The organism is Streptomyces sp. W16 (assembly GCF_033194735.1).
In the GTDB taxonomy this organism is placed as follows: domain Bacteria; phylum Actinomycetota; class Actinomycetes; order Streptomycetales; family Streptomycetaceae; genus Streptomyces.
The window spans coordinates 14,060-34,911 of record NZ_JAWOAI010000032.1; the positions used below are offsets into that span (position 1 = coordinate 14,060).

Sequence of the window (20,852 nt, forward strand, 5' to 3'; positions counted from 1 at the left end):
CGCCTCGGCCTAAACGGCCTCGTCCTCAAACGCCGGACGGGCTGAGGTGGTTGGGCTTTCGACAGGACGCGCCCCGCGCTGCAGCACCGTGTACACCACGCCTCCCACCACCCCCGACAACAAGAAGCTGCAGTCCACCCCACCCGTCAACGACAGCAACGGCCCCTCGTACGACGGCAAGGACACCGCCAGCAGCCCGACCCCCGCGCCCACCGCCCAGGAGATCACCGCCTGGACGTGCCAGCCCGCCCGGTACCAGTAGATCCCGCCCCGCGAGCGCCGGTTGAAGACCTGGAGGGCGTCCGCGTCGTACATTCCCCCGCACCGCACGAACCCGATGAGCGTGATCACCGCCCACGGCGTGCCGATCGCCGTCAACAGCAGCACGAAGGACGTCATCGCCGACTGCGCGTTCCAGGCGTAGTGGCCGACGAACACGCACACCGTGGCGACGATCGCGACCGTGCAGGTGGCCCTCGCCCGGGAGGCGCGCGGCAGGATGGCGTCCAGGTCGAGGCCCATGGAGTAGAGCATCAGCCCGGCGTTGCCCACCGAGCCGGCGGAGGCGGCGAGCAGGAGCGGGACGAGGTACCAGGTGGGGGACGCCGACACCAGCGGGCCCGCGTAGTCGAGGGCCGCCCGCGCCCCGAACGCCGTGAACGTGCCGAAGAGTTGGGGGACGAGGAGGCCGGCGATCAGGCCGAGCCAGGTCGCGTGCAGGACCCGGCGGGAGGTGTGGCGGGTCGGGGAGATGTAGCGCGTGTAGTCGCCGAGGAGGGTGATGAAGGCGATCGGGCCGGACAGTCCCGCCGCCACCGTCGCCAGACACCACGTCGGCCAGAACCCGCCCAGCAGATAGCCGCCCGCCCCCGGCAGCGCGGCGGTCGTGAAGTGCGGGGCGTACGCGATCACGCCCAGGATCAGCAGTGCCGTCATGCCGACCGAGAGCACGCGGGACATCGTGAGCAGCACCCGGTAGCCGTAGACGGCGCCCGCGACGGTCGCCCCGGCGAGCAGCGCGTACACGACGGCGTACGACGCCCCGCCCGCCGGGAGTCCGAACAGCCGTCCCAGCACGCCCACCATCACATCGCCGCCGATCCACACGGTCAGCGCGGTGTAGCCGAGGGCCAAGAGCAGGCCCACGACCGAGCCGACCAGGCGGCCCCGCACACCGAAGTGGGCGCCGGACGACGTCGAGAGGTTGGTGGCGGTGCGCAGGGAGACCAGGGCCAGCGGTGCCGTGAACACCGTCCCGACCACCGTGCCCGCGACGATCGACGAGACCGAGGCCCACCAGCCGAGGCCGAAGGACGGCGGCAGCCAGCCGAAGATGATCACGCCGAGACAGAGGTTGGAGCCGAGCAGGATCGACACGAGGTCACGCGGACCGCTGGTGCGCTCCTCGTCGGGGACGGTGTCGACGCCGCGCTGTTCTATCGGCATGGTGGGTCACCTCATTCTTAGAGTGACGCTCAATGTGGACCGGACGCAGGTGGCGCGTCAAGCGTTTCGGAAACGGGCTTTACCGTTTAGAGTGATGCTCTAAAGGAGGGACACGGGATGAGACTGACCCCGACGGAACGCGACCGGCTGCTGCTGTTCTCGGCCGCCGAACTGGCCCGCGCCCGCAAGGCGCGCGGCCTCCGGCTCAACGTGCCGGAGGCCACCGCGCTCATCGCGGACACCGTCTGCGAGGCCGCCCGCGACGGGAGGCGACTGGCCGAGGCCATCGAGCGCGCCCGCTCCGTACTAGGCCCCGACGACGTGCTGCCGGGTGTCGCCGATGTCGTCACCGAGGTCCATGTCGAGGCCGTCTTCGACGACGGTTCCCGGCTCGCGGTCGTCTCCGACCCCATCGGCGGCGGACTCGGCGGTGAGGCTCCGGGTGCGCTCTTGCCTGGGCCCGCGCACGCCGAGCCCGAGGCCGTCGTCCGCGTCACGGTCACCAACACCGCGACCGTCCCCGTCTCCGTGACCTCCCACTTCCACTTCTTCGAGGCCAACCCGCGCCTCGACTTCCCGCGCGCCGAGGCCTACGGCATGCGGCTCGCCGTACCCGCCGGATCGTCCGTCCGTTTCGGCCCGGGCGAGAGCGCCGAGGTCGGTCTGCTGCCGATCGGCGGCGAGCGGATCGCGATCGGTTTCGCCGGGCTCGTCGACGGCCCGCTGGACGCGCCGGGCGCCAAGGAAGAGGCGCTGCGCCGGGCAACTGCCTGCGGTTACCTGGGAGTTGAGCTGTGAACCCGTACGAGTACGCCGCCACCCACGGCCCCCGCGCCGGTGACCGTGTCCGCCTCGGCGACTCGGGTCTGACGATCCGCGTCGAGTCCGACTCGCAGCGCTACGGCGACGAGTTCCTCGCCGGTTTCGGCAAGACCGCCCGCGACGGACTGCACCTCAAGGCCGCCGCCGTGCGCGAGACCTGTGACGTGGTCGTCAGCAACGTGGTCGTGATCGACGCCGTGCAGGGTGTCCGGAAAGTGTCCATCGGGATCAGGGAAGGGCGAATCTGCTCCATCGGGCGGGCCGGTAACCCCGACACCCTCGACGGGGTCGACGTCGTCGTCGGCACCGGAACCTCGATCGTGTCCGGCGAGGGGCTCATCGCCACCGCCGGCGCCGTCGACACCCATGTGCACCTGCTGTCGCCGCGCATCATGGAGGCCTCCCTCGCCTCCGGCGTGACCACGATCATCGGGCAGGAGTTCGGCCCGGTGTGGGGCGTCGGCGTCAACTCGCCCTGGGCGCTGCGCCACGCCTTCAACGCCTTCGACGCCTGGCCGGTCAACATCGGCTTCCTGGGCCGGGGTTCGTCGTCCTCGGACGCGCCGCTGATCGAGGCGCTGGCCGAGGGCGGGGCCAGCGGCTTCAAGGTGCACGAGGACATGGGCGCCCACACCCGCGCGCTGGACACGGCGTTGCGGGTCGCCGAGGAGTACGACGTCCAAGTCGCCCTGCACAGCGACGGGTTGAACGAGTGCCTGTCCGTCGAGGACACCTTGCGCGTGCTGGAGGGCCGCACGATCCACGCCTTCCACATCGAGGGCTGCGGCGGCGGGCATGTGCCGAACGTCTTGAAAATGGCGGGAGTTCCGAACGTCATCGGCTCCTCCACCAACCCCACCCTGCCCTTCGGCCGGGACGCGGTCGCCGAGCACTACGGCATGATCGTCTCCGTCCACGACCTGAAGACCGACCTGCCCGGCGACGCCGCGATGGCCCGCGACCGTATCCGCGCCGGGACGATGGGCGCCGAGGACGTGCTGCACGACCTGGGCGCGATCGGCATCACCTCGTCCGACGCGCAGGGCATGGGCCGGGCCGGTGAGACCGTGCGCCGTACGTTCGCCATGGCCGGGAAGATGAAGGCCGAACTCGGCGCCCCGGATGTCGGTCACGACAACGAACGCGTCCTGCGTTACATCGCCAAGCTGACCATCAACCCCGCGATCGCGCACGGACTTTCGCACGAGGTGGGATCGATCGAGGTCGGCAAGCTCGCCGACCTCGTGCTGTGGCGGCCCGAGTACTTCGGCGCGAAACCGCAGTTGGTGCTGAAGTCCGGATTCCCGGCCTACGGCGTGGTCGGTGACCCCAACGCGGCGACCGACACCTGCGAACCCCTTGTCCTGGGACCGCAGTTCGGCGCGCACGGCTCGACCCCCGCCGACATCTCCGTGGCCTTCGTCGCGCAGGCGGCCCTGGACCAGGGCGACGACGCGATGCCGACTCGCCGCCGCCGGGTGGCAGTTCGCGGCACGCGTGGCATCGGGCCCGCCGACCTGCGGCTCAACTCCCGTACCGGCGCGGTCGACGTCGACCAGCGCACCGGCCTGGTCACCCTCGACGGCGAACCGCTGCGCTCGGAGCCGGCCGAGTCCGTCTCCCTCAACCGCCTCTACTTTCTCTAGAACTCAGAACTTGAGACTTAGGACTTCTGATGAGCTTCCGTATGCCGCCCGAATGGACCCCGCACGAGCGCACCTGGATGGCCTGGCCCGGACCCAACCCCACCTTCACCACCGACGAGGAACTGGCGGAGGCCCGAACGGCCTGGGCGTCCGTGGCCCGCGCCGTGCGCCACTTCGAACCGGTGACGATGGTGCACGGGCCGGGCCAGGGCGAGTCGGCGCGCGAACTGCTCGGCCCGGACGTCGACCTGGTCGAGCGCGACCTCGACGACGCCTGGATGCGGGACATCGGCCCCACGTTCGTCACCGACGGCAACGGTGAACTGGCCGCCGTGGACTGGACGTTCAACGGCTGGGGCGCCCAGGAGTGGGCCCGCTGGGAGCACGACTCCAAGATCGCCCGCCATGTCGCCGACCTGGCCGGAGTACCCGCACTCAGCAGCACACTCGTCAACGAGGGCGGCGCGATCCACGTCGACGGCGAGGGCACGGTCCTGCTCACCGAGACGGTCCAGCTCGGCGCCGGCCGCAACCCCGGCTGGACCCGCGAGCAGGTCGAGGCGGAGATCCACGCCAGGCTCGGCACCACCAAGGCCATCTGGCTCCCGCACGGTCTCACCGGCGACTACGGCGTCTACGGCACCCAGGGCCACGTCGACATCGTCGCGGCCTTCGCCCGGCCCGGCACCGTACTGGTCCACAGCCAGCGCGACCCGGCCCACCCGGACCACGCCCGCTCCCAGGAGTACCTCGCCCTCCTCCGCGCCGAGACCGACGCGAAGGGCCGCCGTCTGGAGGTCGTGGAGGTACCGGCGCCGACCGTCCTCAAGGACGAGGACGGCGACTGGGTCGACTACTCCTACATCAACCACTACCTCTGCAACGGCGGGGTCGTGCTCTGCGCCTTCGACGACCCGCACGACGAGCTCGCGGCCGGTGTCTTCCGGCGCCTCTTCCCCGAGCGGACGGTGACGCTCGTGGACGCCCGTACGATCTTCGCGGGCGGTGGCGGCATCCACTGCATCACCCAACAGCAGCCGAGGGTCTGAAAACAGCGAGAGGGAGGCGGGCGATGGCCGGTGCGCGGAAGAACGCGCCGCCGCGCGAGGACGTGCTCGCCGCAGCCATGGGCATGATCGCCGAACGCGGTCTGGAGAAACTCACCATGGCGGCGCTCGGCCGCGAGGTCGGTATGAGCAGCGGCCATCTCCTCTACTACTTCCACTCCAAGGACGAACTGCTGCTCCAGACCCTGGAGTGGAGCGAGGGCAGGCTCGGCGCCGAACGCGGACGCCTGCTCACCCGCACGGCGGCGACGGTCCGCGAACGCCTCGACGCGTACGTCGACCTGTATGTCCCGGACGGTCACCGTGATCCGCACTGGACGCTCTGGCTGGAGGTCTGGAACCGCTCGCAGAACGCCGATGACGAGGCCCGCGACCGGCAGGCCGCCATCGAGGGCGTCTGGCACCGCGACCTCGTCGCCCTGATCGCGGAAGGCGTCTCGCGCGGCGAGTTCCGCCGTGTCGACCCCGACCGTTTCGCCGCCCGTCTCCGCGCCCTCCTCGACGGCTTCTCCATCCATGTGGCGATCGGGCTGCGCGGCACGGACCGGGCGCAAGTTCTCGGCCACGTAAGGGAGTTCCTGGAGGAGGGGCTTCTCGCGGACGCGTGACCTTCCGTCCCGGTTGTACGCAATACGGCCGATTGACCCTGTAGCGCGTGGTGCGTTTGCCTCAAAAAGGAGCCCTCGGCGCAGGGCCGGGGGAGAAGCGTCCACGGGGATCTCAGGGGGAAGCATGTCCAGAGCCACAGGTGTGTCCGGCGTCGGCTTAGGGGTGACGCTGCTGCTCGCACTCATCTCGCCGACCGCCGCGTCCGCCGCACCGCACACAGCCCGCACGGAGCGAGTGAGCACGGCCGCCGACGGCAGTCAGGCCGACGGATCCTCGGGCGACCCGGCGATCAGCGCCGACGGCCGCCATGTCGCGTTCGTGTCCAGCGCGCCGAGCTTCGGCTGCGCGGAGTTCAGCCCGTGCCTGCTGGAGAAGGACCTGGGCACCGGCGCGGTCACCAGGATCGACCTGGGCAGTGGCAACATCTACGGCTCGCCGATGCTGAGCGACGACGGGAGCCGCGTCGCTTTCTCCGCCGGCACCCGGTTCCTGGCGCCGTACCTGTACGACAGCGCCACCGGCCGCACCGAGCGGCTGTGGCCCGAGAACCCGCCCGGATCCAACGAGTTGGGCCGCGCCCAGTCGATCAGCCCGGACGGCACGCACGTCGCGTACACCATCGGCAACCGCAACGGCTCGTCGAACTTCCGGCTCCTGTACGTCCGTGACACGGCCACCGGCACCGACACACTGGTCTCACCGGCCGAGGAGGGCGACAAGAACGGGGCCTCGGTGAGCGGCGACGGCGAGCGGGTCGCGTACGGCATCCACACCGACTCCGAGACGGACCCGGCCGACATCTTCGTCAGGGACCGGAAGACGGGCGAGCGGACCCAGGTCGACCAGGGCCTCGGCGCGGCCTACCTGCTCCGTATCACCGCCGACGGCAACCGCGTCCTCTTCGACGCCGACGGCGGTCTGTACGTGCACGACCTGCGCACCGGCGAGTCACGGCGGGTGGCCGAGGGACAGTCCCAGGCGGCCACGGCGGACGGCCGGTACGCGGTCGTCGCGGGCGAGGACGGCGTGCGGGTGCGTGACCTGCGGACGGGGCTGCGCGGTGCCGTCCTCTCGCCGTACGCCGTGCCGGGAGAGCAGGGGCTGGCCGCCAAGGGGCGTGCGGTGGCGTTCAGTTCGGCCGCGTCCCATCTGGTGCCGGGCGACACCAACAGGGAGACGGACGTGTTCGTCTTCTCGGGCGGACTCGGTAAGAACCCGGCCCCGATGCCGTCGGTCACCGAACGGATCAGCACGACGCGGGACGGACAGCAGCTCGCCGCCGCGTCCCACGACCCGGTGATGGCGGACGGCCGGACCGTCTCCTTCACCTCGGACGGCAACGTGTTCGTCAACGCGTCCGGCGGGATCTCCGAGGTCAACTCCACCACCCAGAAACCCTCGTCCGAGGGCACACCCTGCGCCAACGGCCGCATGGTCGGCTACGTGGCGCCGCACGCGACGGACGGCGCCCCCGAGGTCTTCGTCCGCAACCGCTCGGTCGGCAAACTGACCGGCATCTCCTCCTACCAGGGCATCCGCTTCACCTGGATGGGACAGCCCGCGGTGGACCCCACCTGCCAGTGGATCACCTACGCGGCCACGCTGCCGGCCACCGACACCGACCCGCACCCCCAACCCCGCGTCTACCGCTTCAAGTTCAACGGCGGCACCGTCGACGTGGTCAGCGCGCCCACCGGCGAGGCGGCGGGCAACCCGGCCATCAACTACAACGGCCGGTACGTCGCCTTCGAGCAGGGCGGTGCCGTCTACGTCCGTGACCTGGACACCGGCACCCTGGAGAAGGCCGGCGACCACGCGTCGGGGCCCTCCCTCGCCGACGACGGCCGCAAGATCGCCTTCCAGCACGGCCAGTTCGTGTACGTCCGCGACCTCGACGCAGGGACCACGACCCGGGTCAAGGGCACGCAGCCTTCGCTCTCCGGGAACGGCACGCGTGTCGCCTACGTCCGGGGCGGGGCCGTATACCTGCGTGAACTGACCACCGGCACAACCCAGTTGATCAGCGTCGACGTCCGGGGCCACCGCGACGACCTCCCGGCCGGGCACCCGTCCGTCAACGCCGACGGCACGGTCGTCGCGTTCGAGTCGGCGTCACCCGATCTGGTGGCGGGGGACACCAACGGGGTGTCGGACGTCTTCCTGCGGACAGTGCAGTGACAAGCAGCAACCACTACGGGGGAACAACCATGCACGGCAACAAGCGAGCCCTCGCGCTCGCCCTGGCCCTGGCCGCCGCCACGGCGACACTGACGGCGACCACGGCGAGCGCCGCACCCAGGGCTCCGCACACACCGCACACACCGCACACCGAGAAGGCGAGCGTGGCCCCGGACGGCGCGGACGGCAACAGCGTCTCCAACCACCAGAGCCTGAGCGCGGACGGCCGCCACCTGGCCTTCGTCTCCCGCGCCGACAACCTCGTCGCGGGCGACACCAACGGCACCGAGGACGCCTTCGTACGCGACCTGAAGACCGGCACCACCCTCCTGGTGAGCGTCACCGCGGACGGCGGCGCGTGGGACGGTCACGTCCTGGACGTCAGTCTGAGCGCCAACGGCCGCTATCTGGCGTTCAGTTCGACCAAGACCTACGACGGCGACGACAACTCGGTGTGGGTCAAGGACCTGAGGACCGGCGCCCTCCAGCGGCTGAACAACGCCGTCGACACGGGCTACAACGCCATCGGCTCGCCCGCGATCAGTGCCGACGGCCGCTATGTCGCCTTCGTCGCCCAGCACACGAGCGACGAAGGGCCGGCGGGCGACCGTTGGAGCCGGGTGTACCGCGTCGATCGCGTCACCGGCGAGCGGGTCCGCATCAGCCAGGTGCCGGCCGAGGGCGCCCGGAAGTCCGCGGCCATCAACCCGTCGATCAGCGCGGACGGCAGCCGGGTCGCCTACCAGTTCTTCGTCCCGTACCCCAGCAGCGGCGACTGGAGCGACGCCTACGTCCGTGACGTGCCGAGCGGGAAACTGTTCTGGGCCGACCAGGCGCCGGACGGCAGGGTGTCCGACGCGCAGACCGAGTTCCCGCAGATCAGCGCCGACGGACGGTACGCGGTGTTCAACTCGCTGGACTCGCAGCTGACGCCTGACGACACCAACAACTCGCACAACGTCTTCATCCGCGACCTGAGGACGGGGAAGCTGCGCCGTATCGACGGTGCGGGACCGACCGCCTACACCGCCTATCCGCAGCTCAGCGCCGACAGCCGGTACCTCGTGTACGTAGCGGGGAGCCCGGGTGCCGAGGGGCAGGCGTACGTGCGGGATCTGCGCACCGGGCGCACGGTGCTCGCCAGCCCCGCGGTGGCCGGCGGTCCGAGCACTGACGGCGCGGACTTCCCGGTGATCGACCGGCACGGCCGCACGGTCGCCTTCAGCAGCTGGGCCACCGACCTGGTGCCCGGCGACACCTACGACACCACGCACGTCTACGTACGTCACCTCAAGTGATCGACCGCATCCTGAGACGCACATGAGCGGAGCACGGGGGCTGTGCCAGACTGCCCCCGTGTTCTCGTTCGCCACGATTATTGGCAGCAGGCGCGCCGGTCCGCAGTGACCGCCTCGTACGACCAGGTACAGGCGATCACCGTCGTCTCTCGACCCGCGCGCAGACCTCTCGCACCCGCGAGGGGTTTTTCGCTTTTCTGGCCCACCTCCAGCCGGAAAAGCAGTGCGAGGGATCATTGAGGGACGGTGGAGCCGGTCATTCCGGTACAGACCGAGATTCAGATCCTCAGGAGCCAGACACCATGACGGAAACCAGCGCACTCGACGATGCGTTCCACGTCTTCGACACGACCCTGCGTGACGGCGCGCAGCGGGAGGGCATCAACCTCACCGTCGCGGACAAGCTGGCCATCGCCCGGCACCTGGACGACTTCGGCGTTGGCTTCATCGAGGGCGGCTGGCCGGGCGCCAACCCGCGGGACACCGAGTTCTTCGCCCGCGCCCAGCAGGAGATCGACTTCAAGCACGCCCAGCTCGTCGCGTTCGGCGCCACCCGCCGCGCCGGCGCCAAGGCCGCCGAGGACCCGCAGGTCAAGGCGCTCCTGGACTCCGGCGCCGACGTCATCACCCTCGTCGCCAAGTCCCACGACCGGCACGTCGAACTGGCCCTGCGCACCACCCTCGACGAGAACCTGGAGATGGTCCGCGACACCGTCTCCCACCTGACCGCCCAGGGCCGCCGCGTCTTCGTCGACTGCGAGCACTTCTTCGACGGCTACCGCGCCAACCCCGAGTACGCGAAGGCCGTCGTCCGTACGGCGTCCGAGGCCGGCGCGTCAGTCGTGATCCTCTGCGACACCAACGGCGGGATGCTCCCGGCACAGGTCCAGGCGGTCGTCGCCACCGTCCTCGCCGACACCGGCGCCCGGCTCGGCATCCACACCCAGGACGACACGGGCTGCGCGGTCGCCAACACCCTCGCCGCCGTCGACGCGGGCGCGACCCACGTCCAGTGCACGGCGAACGGCTACGGCGAGCGCGTCGGCAACGCCAACCTCTTCCCGGTGGTCGCCGCCCTGGAGCTGAAGTACGGCAAGAAGGTGCTGCCCGACGGCAAGCTCCGCGAGATGACCCGCATCTCCCACGCGATCGCCGAGGTAGTGAACCTCACGCCGTCCACGCACCAGCCCTACGTCGGCGTATCGGCCTTCGCCCACAAGGCCGGCCTGCACGCCTCCGCGATCAAGGTCGACCCGGACCTGTACCAGCACATCGACCCCGAGCAGGTCGGCAACACCATGCGGATGCTGGTCTCCGACATGGCGGGCCGCGCCTCCATCGAGCTCAAGGGCAAGGAACTCGGCGTCGACATCAGCGGCGACCGCGAGCTGGTCGGCCGGGTCGTCGACCGGGTCAAGGCGCGCGAACTCAAGGGCTACACCTACGAGGCGGCCGACGCGTCCTTCGAACTCCTCCTGCGCGCCGAGGCGGAGGGCAAGGCCCGCTCCTACTTCGAGGTCGAGTCCTGGCGCGCGATCGTCGAGGACCGCCCCGACGGCAGCCACGCCAACGAGGCCACGGTCAAGCTGTACGCCAAGGGCGAGCGCATCGTCGCCACGGCCGAGGGCAACGGCCCGGTCAACGCGCTGGACCGCGCCCTCCGGGTCGCCCTGGAGAAGATCTACCCCCAGCTCGCCAAGCTCGACCTCGTCGACTACAAGGTCCGCATCCTGGAAGGCGTCCACGGCACGTCCTCCACGACCCGCGTCCTGATCTCCACGTCCGACGGCGCGGGGGAGTGGTCGACGGTGGGCGTCGCGGAGAACGTCATCGCCGCGTCCTGGCAGGCGCTGGAGGACGCGTACACCTACGGACTCCTCCGCGCCGGGGTGGCGCCGGCGGAGTAGGCCGGTCAGATGCCGGGGTGATGCCCCGCCGTGCAGGCTGTGCCGCGGGGCGGCGGGATCATGACCGCCGGCCGCGGCCCCTGTGCGGACACCGGGTCGAGCTGCCAGGCCCGCCGGATGCCGTCGATCAACGGCCGTGTGCTGTACGGCGACACGGCCAGTTCCTGGCGGGCCTCGGCGAGCAGGTCGGGGTTTCCGTCGGGTGAGAGGCGCGCGGCCTCCGTTCGGCGCTGGGTGAAGCCCGGTCCGCCGAAGATGTCCAGCAGCGTGAGCGAGAGATAGGCGTAGACGGCTGCCTCGTCGATCAGACCCCGGGAGTTCTCGGGCAGGCCCTCCGCCTCGTACGCGACGAAGTGCGCCAACGCGCCGCGCAGTTGCTGGACCGGCTCCGGGCAGGGGCAGGCGACCCTCAGATGCGCGGCGAGACTGCGGAACGAACCCAGCACGCCCTGGGTTCCGGGCGTCCACTGCTGCTTGGCGAGCAGGGTACGGAAGCCGGCCAGGGTCTCCGACAGCTCCTCGATGATCAACGCCTGCGATATGTCGGGCAGTTCGGCCTGCTCCGTGACGAGCCGTATCTCCAGCAGCCGGCGGCCGTAGCGGATCAGGTCGCGCGGGATGCCGCCGGACAGGGCATGGGCCAGGACGATGTACGCCTCGCCGATGCCCGGCGCCCGTTTCCTGAGGATCTCCGCGGATTCGGCGAGCGAGCAGCGGGCTACGTGGACCACGTCGTCCAGGGAACTGTCCGTGACGTCCCGGTGCGGCAGCCCGCGCCGCACGAAGGCCGCGCCCACGTCCTCCGCGACGGAGATCAGATAGTGCACGTGTGGCACGCCGAGGATCGCCTTGATCTCGGCGAGGAAGGCGAGAGCCAGGCTGTCGCTGCCGAGCCGGTCGACTTCGTCGATGGCGACGACGACGCGGTTGCCCTTCGCGTACTCGTCCTGCCCGATGTCCGCGAGGAGCTGCCTGAACTCACCCACCAGGGCCGGGTAGTTGGGCGGGACGGTGGTCACGGAGGTGGTGTGCCCACTGCCCAGGGCGAAGAGTTGGGCGGCGCCTGTGGTGAGGGCGGCGCTGGAGCTCTGGGTTGTCTGGAGGCGGTAGAGGTGGTTGCGGCAGGTGGTGACGAGTCCGGGAGCGCGACGGGGAACGGACCATGACCGTTGAGGCAGCAGAAGGAACAGCATGCCGAGCAGGAACAGGTAGATACGCGCCCCACCATCGGCGTCGACGAGGAGGGCACGGGCGGTCCTGTCGGTGAAGAGCCGCTCCAGGAAAACGCAGGGGAGCAGCACCGCGAGCGGACCCCAGATCCAGTTCGTGCTCATGGTCCACCGGCCTATGCGCAGGGGCGGGCTGGTCTCGGTGCCGATGGCGACGAGACAGCACAGGAGCCAGGGGGCGAACAGGAGCGCTTGCCACGGGCCGTCTTTGAATGTCAGGAGGAACAGGAGGGGGCCGAACGTGAACGAGAAAACGCCCCAGGACAGGAGCGCCTTCACCGGTCTCCTCAACCAACTGGCAGCCGACCGGAGTTGGGGAACCACCCACAGCAGCATGGCCAGGAAGGCGAAGGACACGGTGGCCAGTGGCACCCTGTCGGTCGAGACATCTCCGAAGAAGTCGACGGTCCGATCCCATCCCGGTGCCAGATACCGCCTCGTCAAACGCCTCTGGTCCTCGTCCAGCAGCCATCTGGTGACGCTGGGGAGACCGATGGCCACCACCACGGCGGCGGGCAGCACATAGGCGAGTCGGGTGCGCAGGCGCCCGAGTGGCCGGGTCGCGCGGCGCAGCGTCCTGTGCAGGTACGACAGCCGCACGAACTCCGGTGCGTCGTAACCGGCCCTGCTGACGTACTGCCGGCAGACGCTGACGAACAACGAGGTCAGGAAGTCGTACGGTGCGTAGGCGGCGGGCGCGTGGGCGAACACGGCGAAGTCCCCGTCCCGCACGCCGTGTTCCATCAGCGTCGTCTTGCCCACACCGCGCGGCCCGCTGAGAGCGATGGTCCCACCGGACAACTGGCCCATCTTCCGGGCAAGTTCGGCCGAAGGGCCGCTTTCGACGAAGTAGGAGCTGTGACGCGGGGAACTGAGGCCGTCGTAGGTGCTGGGGACCAGGAGCGTTCCGACGTCCTCGCCGAGGAGTTCCTCGACCGCCCGTGTCACCTCCTTGTGGAGATCGTCACGGCCCAGCTGCCCGACCCAGCGGGCCTCGGCTGTCTTCTCGGCGACCCACAGCGGGAACACCCAGGGCGACCACACCACGGACTGGACGCCACGTCTTCGCCGGTGACGGAACTCCGCGGCGGGAAGGGCGTGGACGACTCGTCTGACAAAACCGCGGAGGGGGAGGCCCAGGAGGAGGAGAAGGACGACGAGGGAGTAGATCGTGGAGGCCCACCATGCTCCTGCCCGCAGGAAGAAGACGCCCCCGACACTCCCGCCGACCGCCAGAAGCGCCCATGTCGTGAAATTCTCGTCGGAGAAGAGCTCGCGCGGCGACCTGCTCTCGGGCATCATCCACCGGTACGGAGCTGCGGCCACATGAACGGTCCGGTACAGCGAGTGCGCGGACGACCGACTGGACCCGACGCCGTTTCCCAGCATCCTCGCGACGCGGGGAGACGAACACATCGCTTCCACCACGACCTCACGAGTGATCACCGGCCGCAGCTCCAGCAGCTCGCTCAGCCGTCTGTCGTCCAGGCAGTCGAGAACGGCCTGCCGATAGACGGCCTTCTCACCCTCGTCCGTCCAGTCGTATCCCTCGTCGGCCATGCGCTCCCCCAAGCGTGCCCGTCCCGCCGCGCGAGGCGGACAAAGGCGACCCAAGTCCCGGGCGCCACGCCAATCCATGCGAGGGCTTGAGACCGCAGCATTCCATATCCCAACTCCCGCCGAGCAGCCCTCAGCAGGAGTCCTCGGCGAGCTTCTCGAACTCGCCGAGGCTCATGGCCTTGTCGTCGGCCCAGACCTGGCCGGGCTTGAGTGCGGTGATCTGCTCGGTCGTGAAGTCGACGATGCCGTTGTAGGAGTCGCTGGTGATGTAGTGCCCGAAGCGTAGCGAGTAGTGGTGCTTCGGCAGGAGCCGCTGCTCGCCCCGGTGCCGGGCCCTCCAGGCCGCCGGAGGCGAGAACAGCGGGAAATCGGCGTCCCCGCGCAGGTTCTCCTTCCGCACGTCCCACCCCGTGGTGACCGGTCCGTCGTCGATCCCCCCGGCCCACCCGTCGAGCGACGGCGTCTGGTAACTGTCGTCCCCGCACGGCCGGATGAGCGCGTGCGGCGCCCCGTCAGCACCGAGCCGCACCCCGGCCAGCGGCAGATCCTCGGCCGTGCACCCGCTGAGCAGCAGACACCCCACCACCACGCCCACGGCCGCAACCGCCCTCCGTCGAGCCCGCGCCCGGGTCAGCACGCGTCGTCCACGTCGTACGGGGACCAGCCGGAGCGGGGGCCGGTGACGTCGAGGGCGTAGGTGCGGCCGGGCCGCAGCTGCTGTAGCCCAGTCGCCTCCGTGTGCCAGGCGGCCGGTGGCGAGAAGAGTGGGAACGTCGCCGTGGAGACCTCGACCTCCGCGCCGAAATCCGGCCGCCGGGCGGTCTGTTGGGCAGTCGGCTCACTGGCGCCCGCGTCCCCGGTGGGCCAACTGCTCAGTTCCGCCCGGCTGCCGTGGTCCCCGTCGCACAGCCGCACCGTGGCGACCGGCGTGCCGTCCCCGTCCAGCCGGACGGCCGCGAGCGACTGCTGTGCCGGGCTGCACCCGTCGAGCAGCAGACTCCCCGCGACCGCACCCAGCACCGCCACCAAGACACGTTTCATGTCCCGCCCCCCGTCGAGGGCGGGACATGGTCCGCCCTACTGAAGATGCCATTTCTGGTTGGCAGCCCCCGAGCAGGTCCAGATCTGCGCCCGCGTCCCGTTCGTCGACACATTGCCCGTCACATCAAGGCACTTGTTGGCCGCCGTATTCACCACATCACCGGTCGACGAGTTGTACGACCACTGTTGCGCGGCGGTTCCATTGCAGTCGTACAACTGCACCTTCGCCCCGTCCGCCGTCGAAGCCGACGTCACGTCGAGGCACTTGCCGAGCGAGCGCACCGTGCCGTCGGTCCCCACGGTCCACTGCTGGGCGGTCGAGCCGTTGCAGTCGTAGAGCTGGACGGCCGTGCCGTTGGTGGTCGAACCCCCGGCCACGTCGAGGCACTTGCTCGCGAGGCCGACGAACGCGCCGGTCTGGCTGCCGCCGCCGGACTGCGTCCCCGTCCAGGTGAAGGTGGCGGACGTCTTGCCGGGCAGGGAGTAAGTGGCGTGCTGGCCACCCCAGTTGATGGTGACGGTCTTCGCGGTGGACGCGTCGTTGTAGGCGATCAGCGCCTTCGAACCGTCCGGGTTGCGCCACGCTACGTTCGGCACGTTCGTGGATGCCGTGGAAGCGATCCGCTGGGCTCCCGGCCGTACGAACTTCGTCAGCTGGCCCATCGTGTAGTACTCGACGGTGTAGTCGACGGTCCCGCTCGCGCCGTCCCCGTTGTGCACGGTGATCAGGCCGGTGCAGGTGCCGCAACCGCCGTTGTGCGGGCCCATGTTCTGGTCCACCGCGAGGGACCACTTGGTCACCGACTTCGCCCAGTTGCGGGTGTAGTCGATGATGTTGTTCATGTCCTCGCGCTGCTGGTTGGCGACCCATGTGCCGCCGGAGTGCTCGGTGCCGAAGGCGTCGAGCGTGGGGTACTGGTTGTGGACGGTGGTCTGCTTGGTGACGCCGCTGATGTCGCTGTAGCCGTGCCAGGCGATGCCGCCGAAGTTGGGGTTGGAGCGGACGGCCGCGTCGTCCACGGTCGAGGCCGCGTACGAGTCGTACACGTCCCAGTTCCAGTCGTGCGCCAGCACCTTCGTCGTCAGGCCGGACGCGTTGAGCTTGGGCAGCAGCTCGCTCTTGGTGAAGTAGGCCAGCCCGGACGCGTTCCAGCTCATCGACGGGTAGCCGGAGCAACACGTCGGCTCGTTCTGGACGGTGACGTACGAGACCGGAACGCCCTGGTCCTTGTACGCCTGGAGGTACTTGACGAAGTAGTTGGCGTAGGCGCCGTAGTCCTCCGACTTCAGCCAGCCGCCGTTGAGCGACCCGCTGTCCTTCATCCACGCGGGTGCCGTCCATGGCGAGGCCATGACAGTCAGAGAGGGGTTGAGGCTCAGTGCCTGCTTCGTGAGCGGCACGACATCGGCCAGGTCGTGCGCGATCGAGAAGGAGGTGAGGTTCGGGTCGGTCTGGCCCGCCGCCACGTCGTCGTACGAGTAGCCGTAGCGGGCCAGGTCGGAGGCGCCCATCGGATTGCGCAGGAACGACAGGCCGATCCCGTCCGTGGGCGAGAACAGCTTGGTCATGGTTGCGTTCCGGGTCGCCGCCGACAGCGCGCCACTGCTGTTCATCAGCCAGGCCGCGGTGTCCGTGAAGGACGCGCCGCCGCCGGTGAAGGTCTGGTAGCGGGTGTTCTCGTCGACGGTGATGTTCTCGCCGCTGCCGCCCGTCCCGGACGAGAAGGCGAACGGTGTCTGGGCCTGGAGGCCGCGCGTGACATGGCGTCCGGCGGCGTCGTCGGTGGTGGTGAGCCAGGCCGTGACCTGTTCACCGGCCGCGTGTGCGGGGGGTACGGCCGCGGTGAAGCCGGCCACGGAGAGCAGTCCGGCGAGCAGCAGCCGGGCCGTGCGGGGGGTTCTCCTGGACATGGATGCGTTAGCCCTTCCTGACGAGATGTCTTGACGGGTCTGCGGGCCGTTAGTTAACTCACGGCGTGATCTAAGTCATGAGTGAACTGTGCGAACCCAGAGTGAACCAGAGCTCCAGAGCCGAGGGAAGGTCCATGCCAAGAACCGCCCTGCTCGTTTCCACCGCCCTGTGCGCCGCGCTGCTGTCACCGGCCGCCGTGTCCCAGGCGGCAGCCGCCGCCGATCCCGCGCCCACGCCCGTCGACCGCTTCGAGGGCGAGGTGCCCTTCGCCAGCCAGCCCGCGGAGGGCATCTTCACCTGGGGCAGCGACAACGACGACCCGCCCCAACTCGCCCTGACCGCGAGACCGGACGCCCCCGAGGGCGAACACGTACTCTCCGGCACCTACGACATCAGCGGCTACGGCGGCTTCACCCACGACTACGCCGCGACCGCGCCGGCCCACGACTGGTCGGCACATCAAGGCATCCGGTTCTGGTGGGACGGCCAGAACACCGGCAAGGCGAACAACTTCGAGATCAAGGACGGCGGCACGAACGGCGAGGCCTCCGAGCTGTGGACGACGTCCTTCACGGACGACTTCACCGGCTGGAAGCAGATCGAGATCCCGTTCACGAACTTCGTCTACCGCACGGACTACCAGCCGGTCGGCGGCATCGACCACGTCCTCGGCCTGACCCAGATGTGGGGCTACGCGGTCACGCTCCCCGTCGGCGTCAAGAGCCAATTCGCCATGGACGACGTGGAGTTGTACGGCAAGGCGGACCAGTCGCTGCGCGCGAACGTCACCACCGACTCGGCCGTCTACCCGGTCAAGGAGGGCGGTACGGCCACGGTCAAGGTCACCGTCGCCACCACCGGCTCCGCGCCGATCGACGACCCGGTGACCGTCGCGTACACGTCCGACGGCGGTACCGCGGAGGCCGGCAAGGACTACACCCCGGTCTCCGGCACCCTCACCTTCCCGGCGGGCACCGCGTCCGGCACCACGCAGGCCGTCCAGGTCCGCACGCTCAGGGACAAGTCGGCCGAGAACGCCGAGACGATCCCGCTGAAGCTCACGGTCACCGGCGCCAAGGCCCCGGCCGAGACCCCGCAGGTCGTCATCGACGCGCACGGACTGCCGTACCTGGACAGCAAGTTGCCGATCAAGAAGCGCGTCGCCGACCTCGTCAAGCGCATGTCGCTGGAGGAGAAGGCCGGGCAGATGACCCAGGCCGAGCGCGGCGGCGTGGGGACCGGCGCCGACGTCGCCACCTACGACCTCGGCTCGCTGCTCTCCGGTGGCGGCTCGACCCCGACGCCCAACACGGCCGCGGCCTGGGCGAAGATGATCGACTCGTTCCAACTCCGGGCGCAGGCAACGCGGTTCCAGATCCCGCTGATCTACGGCGTCGACGCGGTCCACGGTCACAACAACCTGGCCGGCGCCACGATCATGCCGCACAACATCGGCATCGGCGCGACCCGCGACCCCCAACTCGCCCAGAAGACAGGCGCGGTGACGGCCAGTGAGGTCCGCGCGACCGGCGTCCCGTGGGACTTCGCGCCCTGCCTCTGCGTCACCCGTGACGAACGCTGGGGCCGCTCCTACGAGTCCTTCGGCGAGGACCCGGCGCTCGTGCAGTCCATGGAGACGATGATCCAGGGCCTCCAAGGCGCCGCGAACGGCAAGCAGTTGAAGGACGACGACAAGGTCCTCGCCACCGCCAAGCACTTCGTCGGCGACGGCGGCACGGCCTACGGTTCCTCCACCACCGGCACGTACACCATCGACCAGGGCGTCACCACCGTCACCCGCCAGCAGCTGGAAGCCATCCACCTGGCCCCGTACCAGACGGCCGTCGACCGGGGCATCGGCACGGTCATGCCGTCCTACTCCTCGCTCGACATCGTCGGCGACGGCCTCGGCCCGGTGAAGATGCACGCCCGCGCCGACATGATCAACGGCGTCCTCAAGAACCGGATGGGCTTCGACGGCTTCGTCATCAGCGACTGGAACGCCATCGATCAACTCCCCGGCGACTACGCGTCCCACGTCAGCACCTCGGTCAACGCGGGCGTCGACATGATGATGGTCCCGTACAGCTACAAGGACTTCACCTCGACCCTGATCGCCCAGGTGAAGGCCGGTGCCGTCACCGAGAAGCGCATCGACGACGCCGTATCCCGCATCCTCACCCAGAAGTTCAAGCTCGGCCTCTTCGAGAAGCCGTACGCCGACACGAGCAACGCGGCGCAGATCGGCTCGACTTCGCACCGGTCCGTGGCACGCCAGGCGGCGGCCGAGTCGCAGGTGCTGCTGAAGAACGCGAACGGCGTGCTCCCGCTCAAGAAGTCGCAGAAGGTCTACGTCGCCGGTTCCAACGCCGACGACCTCGGCAACCAGACCGGCGGCTGGACCATCACCTGGCAGGGCTCGTCCGGCACCAACACCACCGGCACGACGATCCTCCAGGGCATGAAGAACGCCGGCGGTGACGTCACGTACTCCAAGGACGCCTCCGCCTCGACCAGCGGTTACGACGTGGGTGTGGTCGTCGTCGGCGAGACCCCGTACGCCGAGGGCATCGGCGATGTCGGCAACGGCAACGACCTCACCCTCACCCCCGCCGACCAGGCAGCCGTGGACAAGGTGTGCGCGGCGATGAAGTGCGCGGTGCTGATCGTCTCCGGGCGCCCGCAGCTGATCGGCGACCGGCTCCCGAAGATCGACGCCCTGGTCGCCTCCTGGCTGCCGGGCACCGAGGGCGACGGCGTGGCCGACGTCCTCTACGGCAAGCGGTCCTTCACCGGTCAACTCCCGGTCACCTGGCCGAAGTCGGAGGCCCAGCTGCCGATCAACGTCGGCGACACGACGTACGATCCGCAGTTCCCGTACGGCTGGGGTCTGACGACCGCGACGAAGACGGCGACGGGTGGCGCGTCCACTCTGAAGGCACTGGAGGCCGCCGCGGCGAAGGCACGGTCGGCGGAGACGGGCAAGGCGCTCGTCACCCAGGCGCGGCTGATCGTCCAGCAGAAGGTGGGCCAGAACATCACGGCGGCGGTGTCGAAGCCGTTCGCCGACGCGGACCATCTGCTGCTGACCGGGAAGTACGCGGCGGCCGTGAAGAAGCTGGAGGAGGCGTACCGGGCGGTGTGACCTCGCCGCCAGGAGGGGGGCGGGGGCTGTCGGTCGGCTACGGTCCGTCGTGGCTGATCGCGCAGTTCCCCGCGCCCCTTCAGGGCGCTTCGGCTAGCGTCGGATTATGAAGGCCGTCGCTTGGAGCCGAAGCCTCCCGGGGCTGCTCGTGGCCCTGCTGCTCACCGCGCTGACCATGGCGTCCCCGGCCGCCGCCGACACCGGCGTCTCGACGATCGGCCGGGCCCTGCGCGAGGGCCCGGTCTACGTCGATCCCGCGGCTTCCGGACTGTCGTCCGCCGACGCGCTCGCGCAGCGGATCAAGAAGGCCGACAAGCCGGTCTTCGTCGTGGTCCTCCCCGCCGACTACCCGACGGCGAACCTCTTCACGAACCTCCGCACCGCCACCGGCATCACCGGCCTCTACGCGATCCGTCTCGGCGACCGTTTCGACGCCCGCGCCGACTCCTCCGTCCTGTCGAACAGCGCCGTGAAGAACCTGGTCAGCAGCGTGCAGGGCGAGGACGCGAAGACCCAGCTCGACGACTTCACCGACCGGGCCCTCGCCAACATGGGCGGCTCGGCGCCGTCGTCGTGGGGCGGCTCTTCGGACGATGGCGGCGGAGTCTCCGGTACGGCGCTGATCGTCGCGGGCGGGGTCCTGGTGGCCGGTGGCGCGGGGGCGTACACCCTCGTACGGCGTTCCCGCCGCCGCAGGCTGGAGGAGCAGCGGGCGGCGCTGGACAAGCTGCGGGTGGTGGTCGACGAGGACATCACCGCGTTCGGCGAGGAACTGGACCGGCTCGAATTCCACCCGGCGGAACCGGGCGCCGACGACGCGATGCGCGCCGACTACGAACGCGCCCTCGACGCCTACGAGCAGGCGAAGTCGTACATGGCGGCGGCCACCAAACCGGAGGACGTCCGGGCCGTCACCCAGGCCCTGGAGGACGGCCGCTTCTCGCTCGCGCAGCTCGCCGCCCGCCGCGAGGGCCGCCCGCTGCCCGAACGCC

General features: G+C 69.8%; 13 protein-coding genes and 1 pseudogene. 9 read left to right on the plus strand and 5 right to left on the minus strand.

Going from position 1 to position 20,852, the window contains the following annotated elements; all coding sequences use genetic code 11:
- Positions 1 to 9 precede the first annotated feature (9 nt).
- A complete protein-coding gene (locus R6V09_RS06820) occupies positions 10 to 1,446 on the minus strand; it encodes a cytosine permease (RefSeq protein ID WP_317880427.1) in 1,437 nt (478 codons plus the stop codon).
- A 117-nt stretch (positions 1,447 to 1,563) separates the two neighbouring features.
- Between R6V09_RS06820 and ureA the strand changes: the two genes are divergently transcribed.
- The 7 genes from ureA to cimA all read left to right on the plus strand — a co-directional run bounded on the left by ureA (position 1,564) and on the right by cimA (position 10,973).
- On the plus strand, positions 1,564 to 2,244 hold the full coding sequence (gene ureA, locus R6V09_RS06825) for an urease subunit gamma (protein WP_317880428.1): 681 nt from the start codon (positions 1,564 to 1,566) through the stop codon (positions 2,242 to 2,244).
- Complete coding sequence (locus R6V09_RS06830; protein WP_317880429.1) at positions 2,241 to 3,914, plus strand: urease subunit alpha; 1,674 nt, start codon at positions 2,241 to 2,243, stop codon at positions 3,912 to 3,914. The genes ureA and R6V09_RS06830 overlap by 4 nt, the downstream gene beginning before the upstream one ends.
- Positions 3,915 to 3,943: 29 nt before the next feature.
- On the plus strand, positions 3,944 to 4,963 hold the full coding sequence (locus tag R6V09_RS06835) for an agmatine deiminase family protein (protein WP_317880430.1): 1,020 nt from the start codon (positions 3,944 to 3,946) through the stop codon (positions 4,961 to 4,963).
- Positions 4,964 to 4,986: 23 nt separating this feature from the next.
- Positions 4,987 to 5,589 carry a TetR/AcrR family transcriptional regulator gene (locus R6V09_RS06840; RefSeq protein WP_317880431.1) on the plus strand — a complete coding sequence of 201 codons (603 nt, stop codon included), beginning with the start codon at positions 4,987 to 4,989 and terminating at the stop codon, positions 5,587 to 5,589.
- Between the two features lie 124 nt (positions 5,590 to 5,713).
- Entirely contained in the window at positions 5,714 to 7,768 is a 2,055-nt protein-coding gene (locus R6V09_RS06845; protein ID WP_317880432.1) for a hypothetical protein, read from the plus strand.
- A 29-nt stretch (positions 7,769 to 7,797) separates the two neighbouring features.
- Positions 7,798 to 9,066: a hypothetical protein gene (locus tag R6V09_RS06850; protein WP_317880433.1), complete on the plus strand. Its 1,269-nt coding sequence runs from the start codon at positions 7,798 to 7,800 to the stop codon at positions 9,064 to 9,066.
- Positions 9,067 to 9,368: 302 nt separating this feature from the next.
- Complete coding sequence (gene cimA, locus R6V09_RS06855) at positions 9,369 to 10,973, plus strand: citramalate synthase (RefSeq protein ID WP_317880434.1); 1,605 nt, start codon at positions 9,369 to 9,371, stop codon at positions 10,971 to 10,973.
- Positions 10,974 to 10,978: 5 nt separating this feature from the next.
- Here cimA and R6V09_RS06860 read toward each other — a convergent pair whose 3' ends face one another.
- The 4 genes from R6V09_RS06860 to R6V09_RS06875 form a co-directional block, all read right to left on the minus strand.
- Positions 10,979 to 13,762 (minus strand): hypothetical protein, encoded by a 2,784-nt coding sequence (locus R6V09_RS06860; protein ID WP_317880435.1) that lies wholly within the window; start codon positions 13,760 to 13,762, stop codon positions 10,979 to 10,981.
- Between the two features lie 130 nt (positions 13,763 to 13,892).
- Positions 13,893 to 14,357: a hypothetical protein gene (locus R6V09_RS06865; RefSeq protein WP_317880436.1), complete on the minus strand. Its 465-nt coding sequence runs from the start codon at positions 14,355 to 14,357 to the stop codon at positions 13,893 to 13,895.
- Positions 14,358 to 14,392: 35 nt separating this feature from the next.
- Positions 14,393 to 14,803, minus strand: coding sequence for a hypothetical protein (locus R6V09_RS06870; RefSeq protein ID WP_317880437.1), 411 nt, complete (start codon positions 14,801 to 14,803; stop codon positions 14,393 to 14,395).
- A gap of 36 nt (positions 14,804 to 14,839) precedes the next feature.
- Positions 14,840 to 16,714, minus strand: a complete 1,875-nt coding sequence (locus R6V09_RS06875; protein ID WP_317880438.1) for a ricin-type beta-trefoil lectin domain protein — start codon at positions 16,712 to 16,714, stop codon at positions 14,840 to 14,842.
- Between the two features lie 134 nt (positions 16,715 to 16,848).
- Between R6V09_RS06875 and R6V09_RS06880 the strand changes: the two genes are divergently transcribed.
- Both R6V09_RS06880 and R6V09_RS06885 read left to right on the plus strand, forming a co-directional pair.
- Complete coding sequence (locus tag R6V09_RS06880; RefSeq protein ID WP_317880439.1) at positions 16,849 to 19,860, plus strand: glycoside hydrolase family 3 protein; 3,012 nt, start codon at positions 16,849 to 16,851, stop codon at positions 19,858 to 19,860.
- Positions 19,861 to 19,966: 106 nt separating this feature from the next.
- A pseudogene (locus R6V09_RS06885) lies at positions 19,967 to 20,852 on the plus strand (hypothetical protein); the annotation flags it as partial.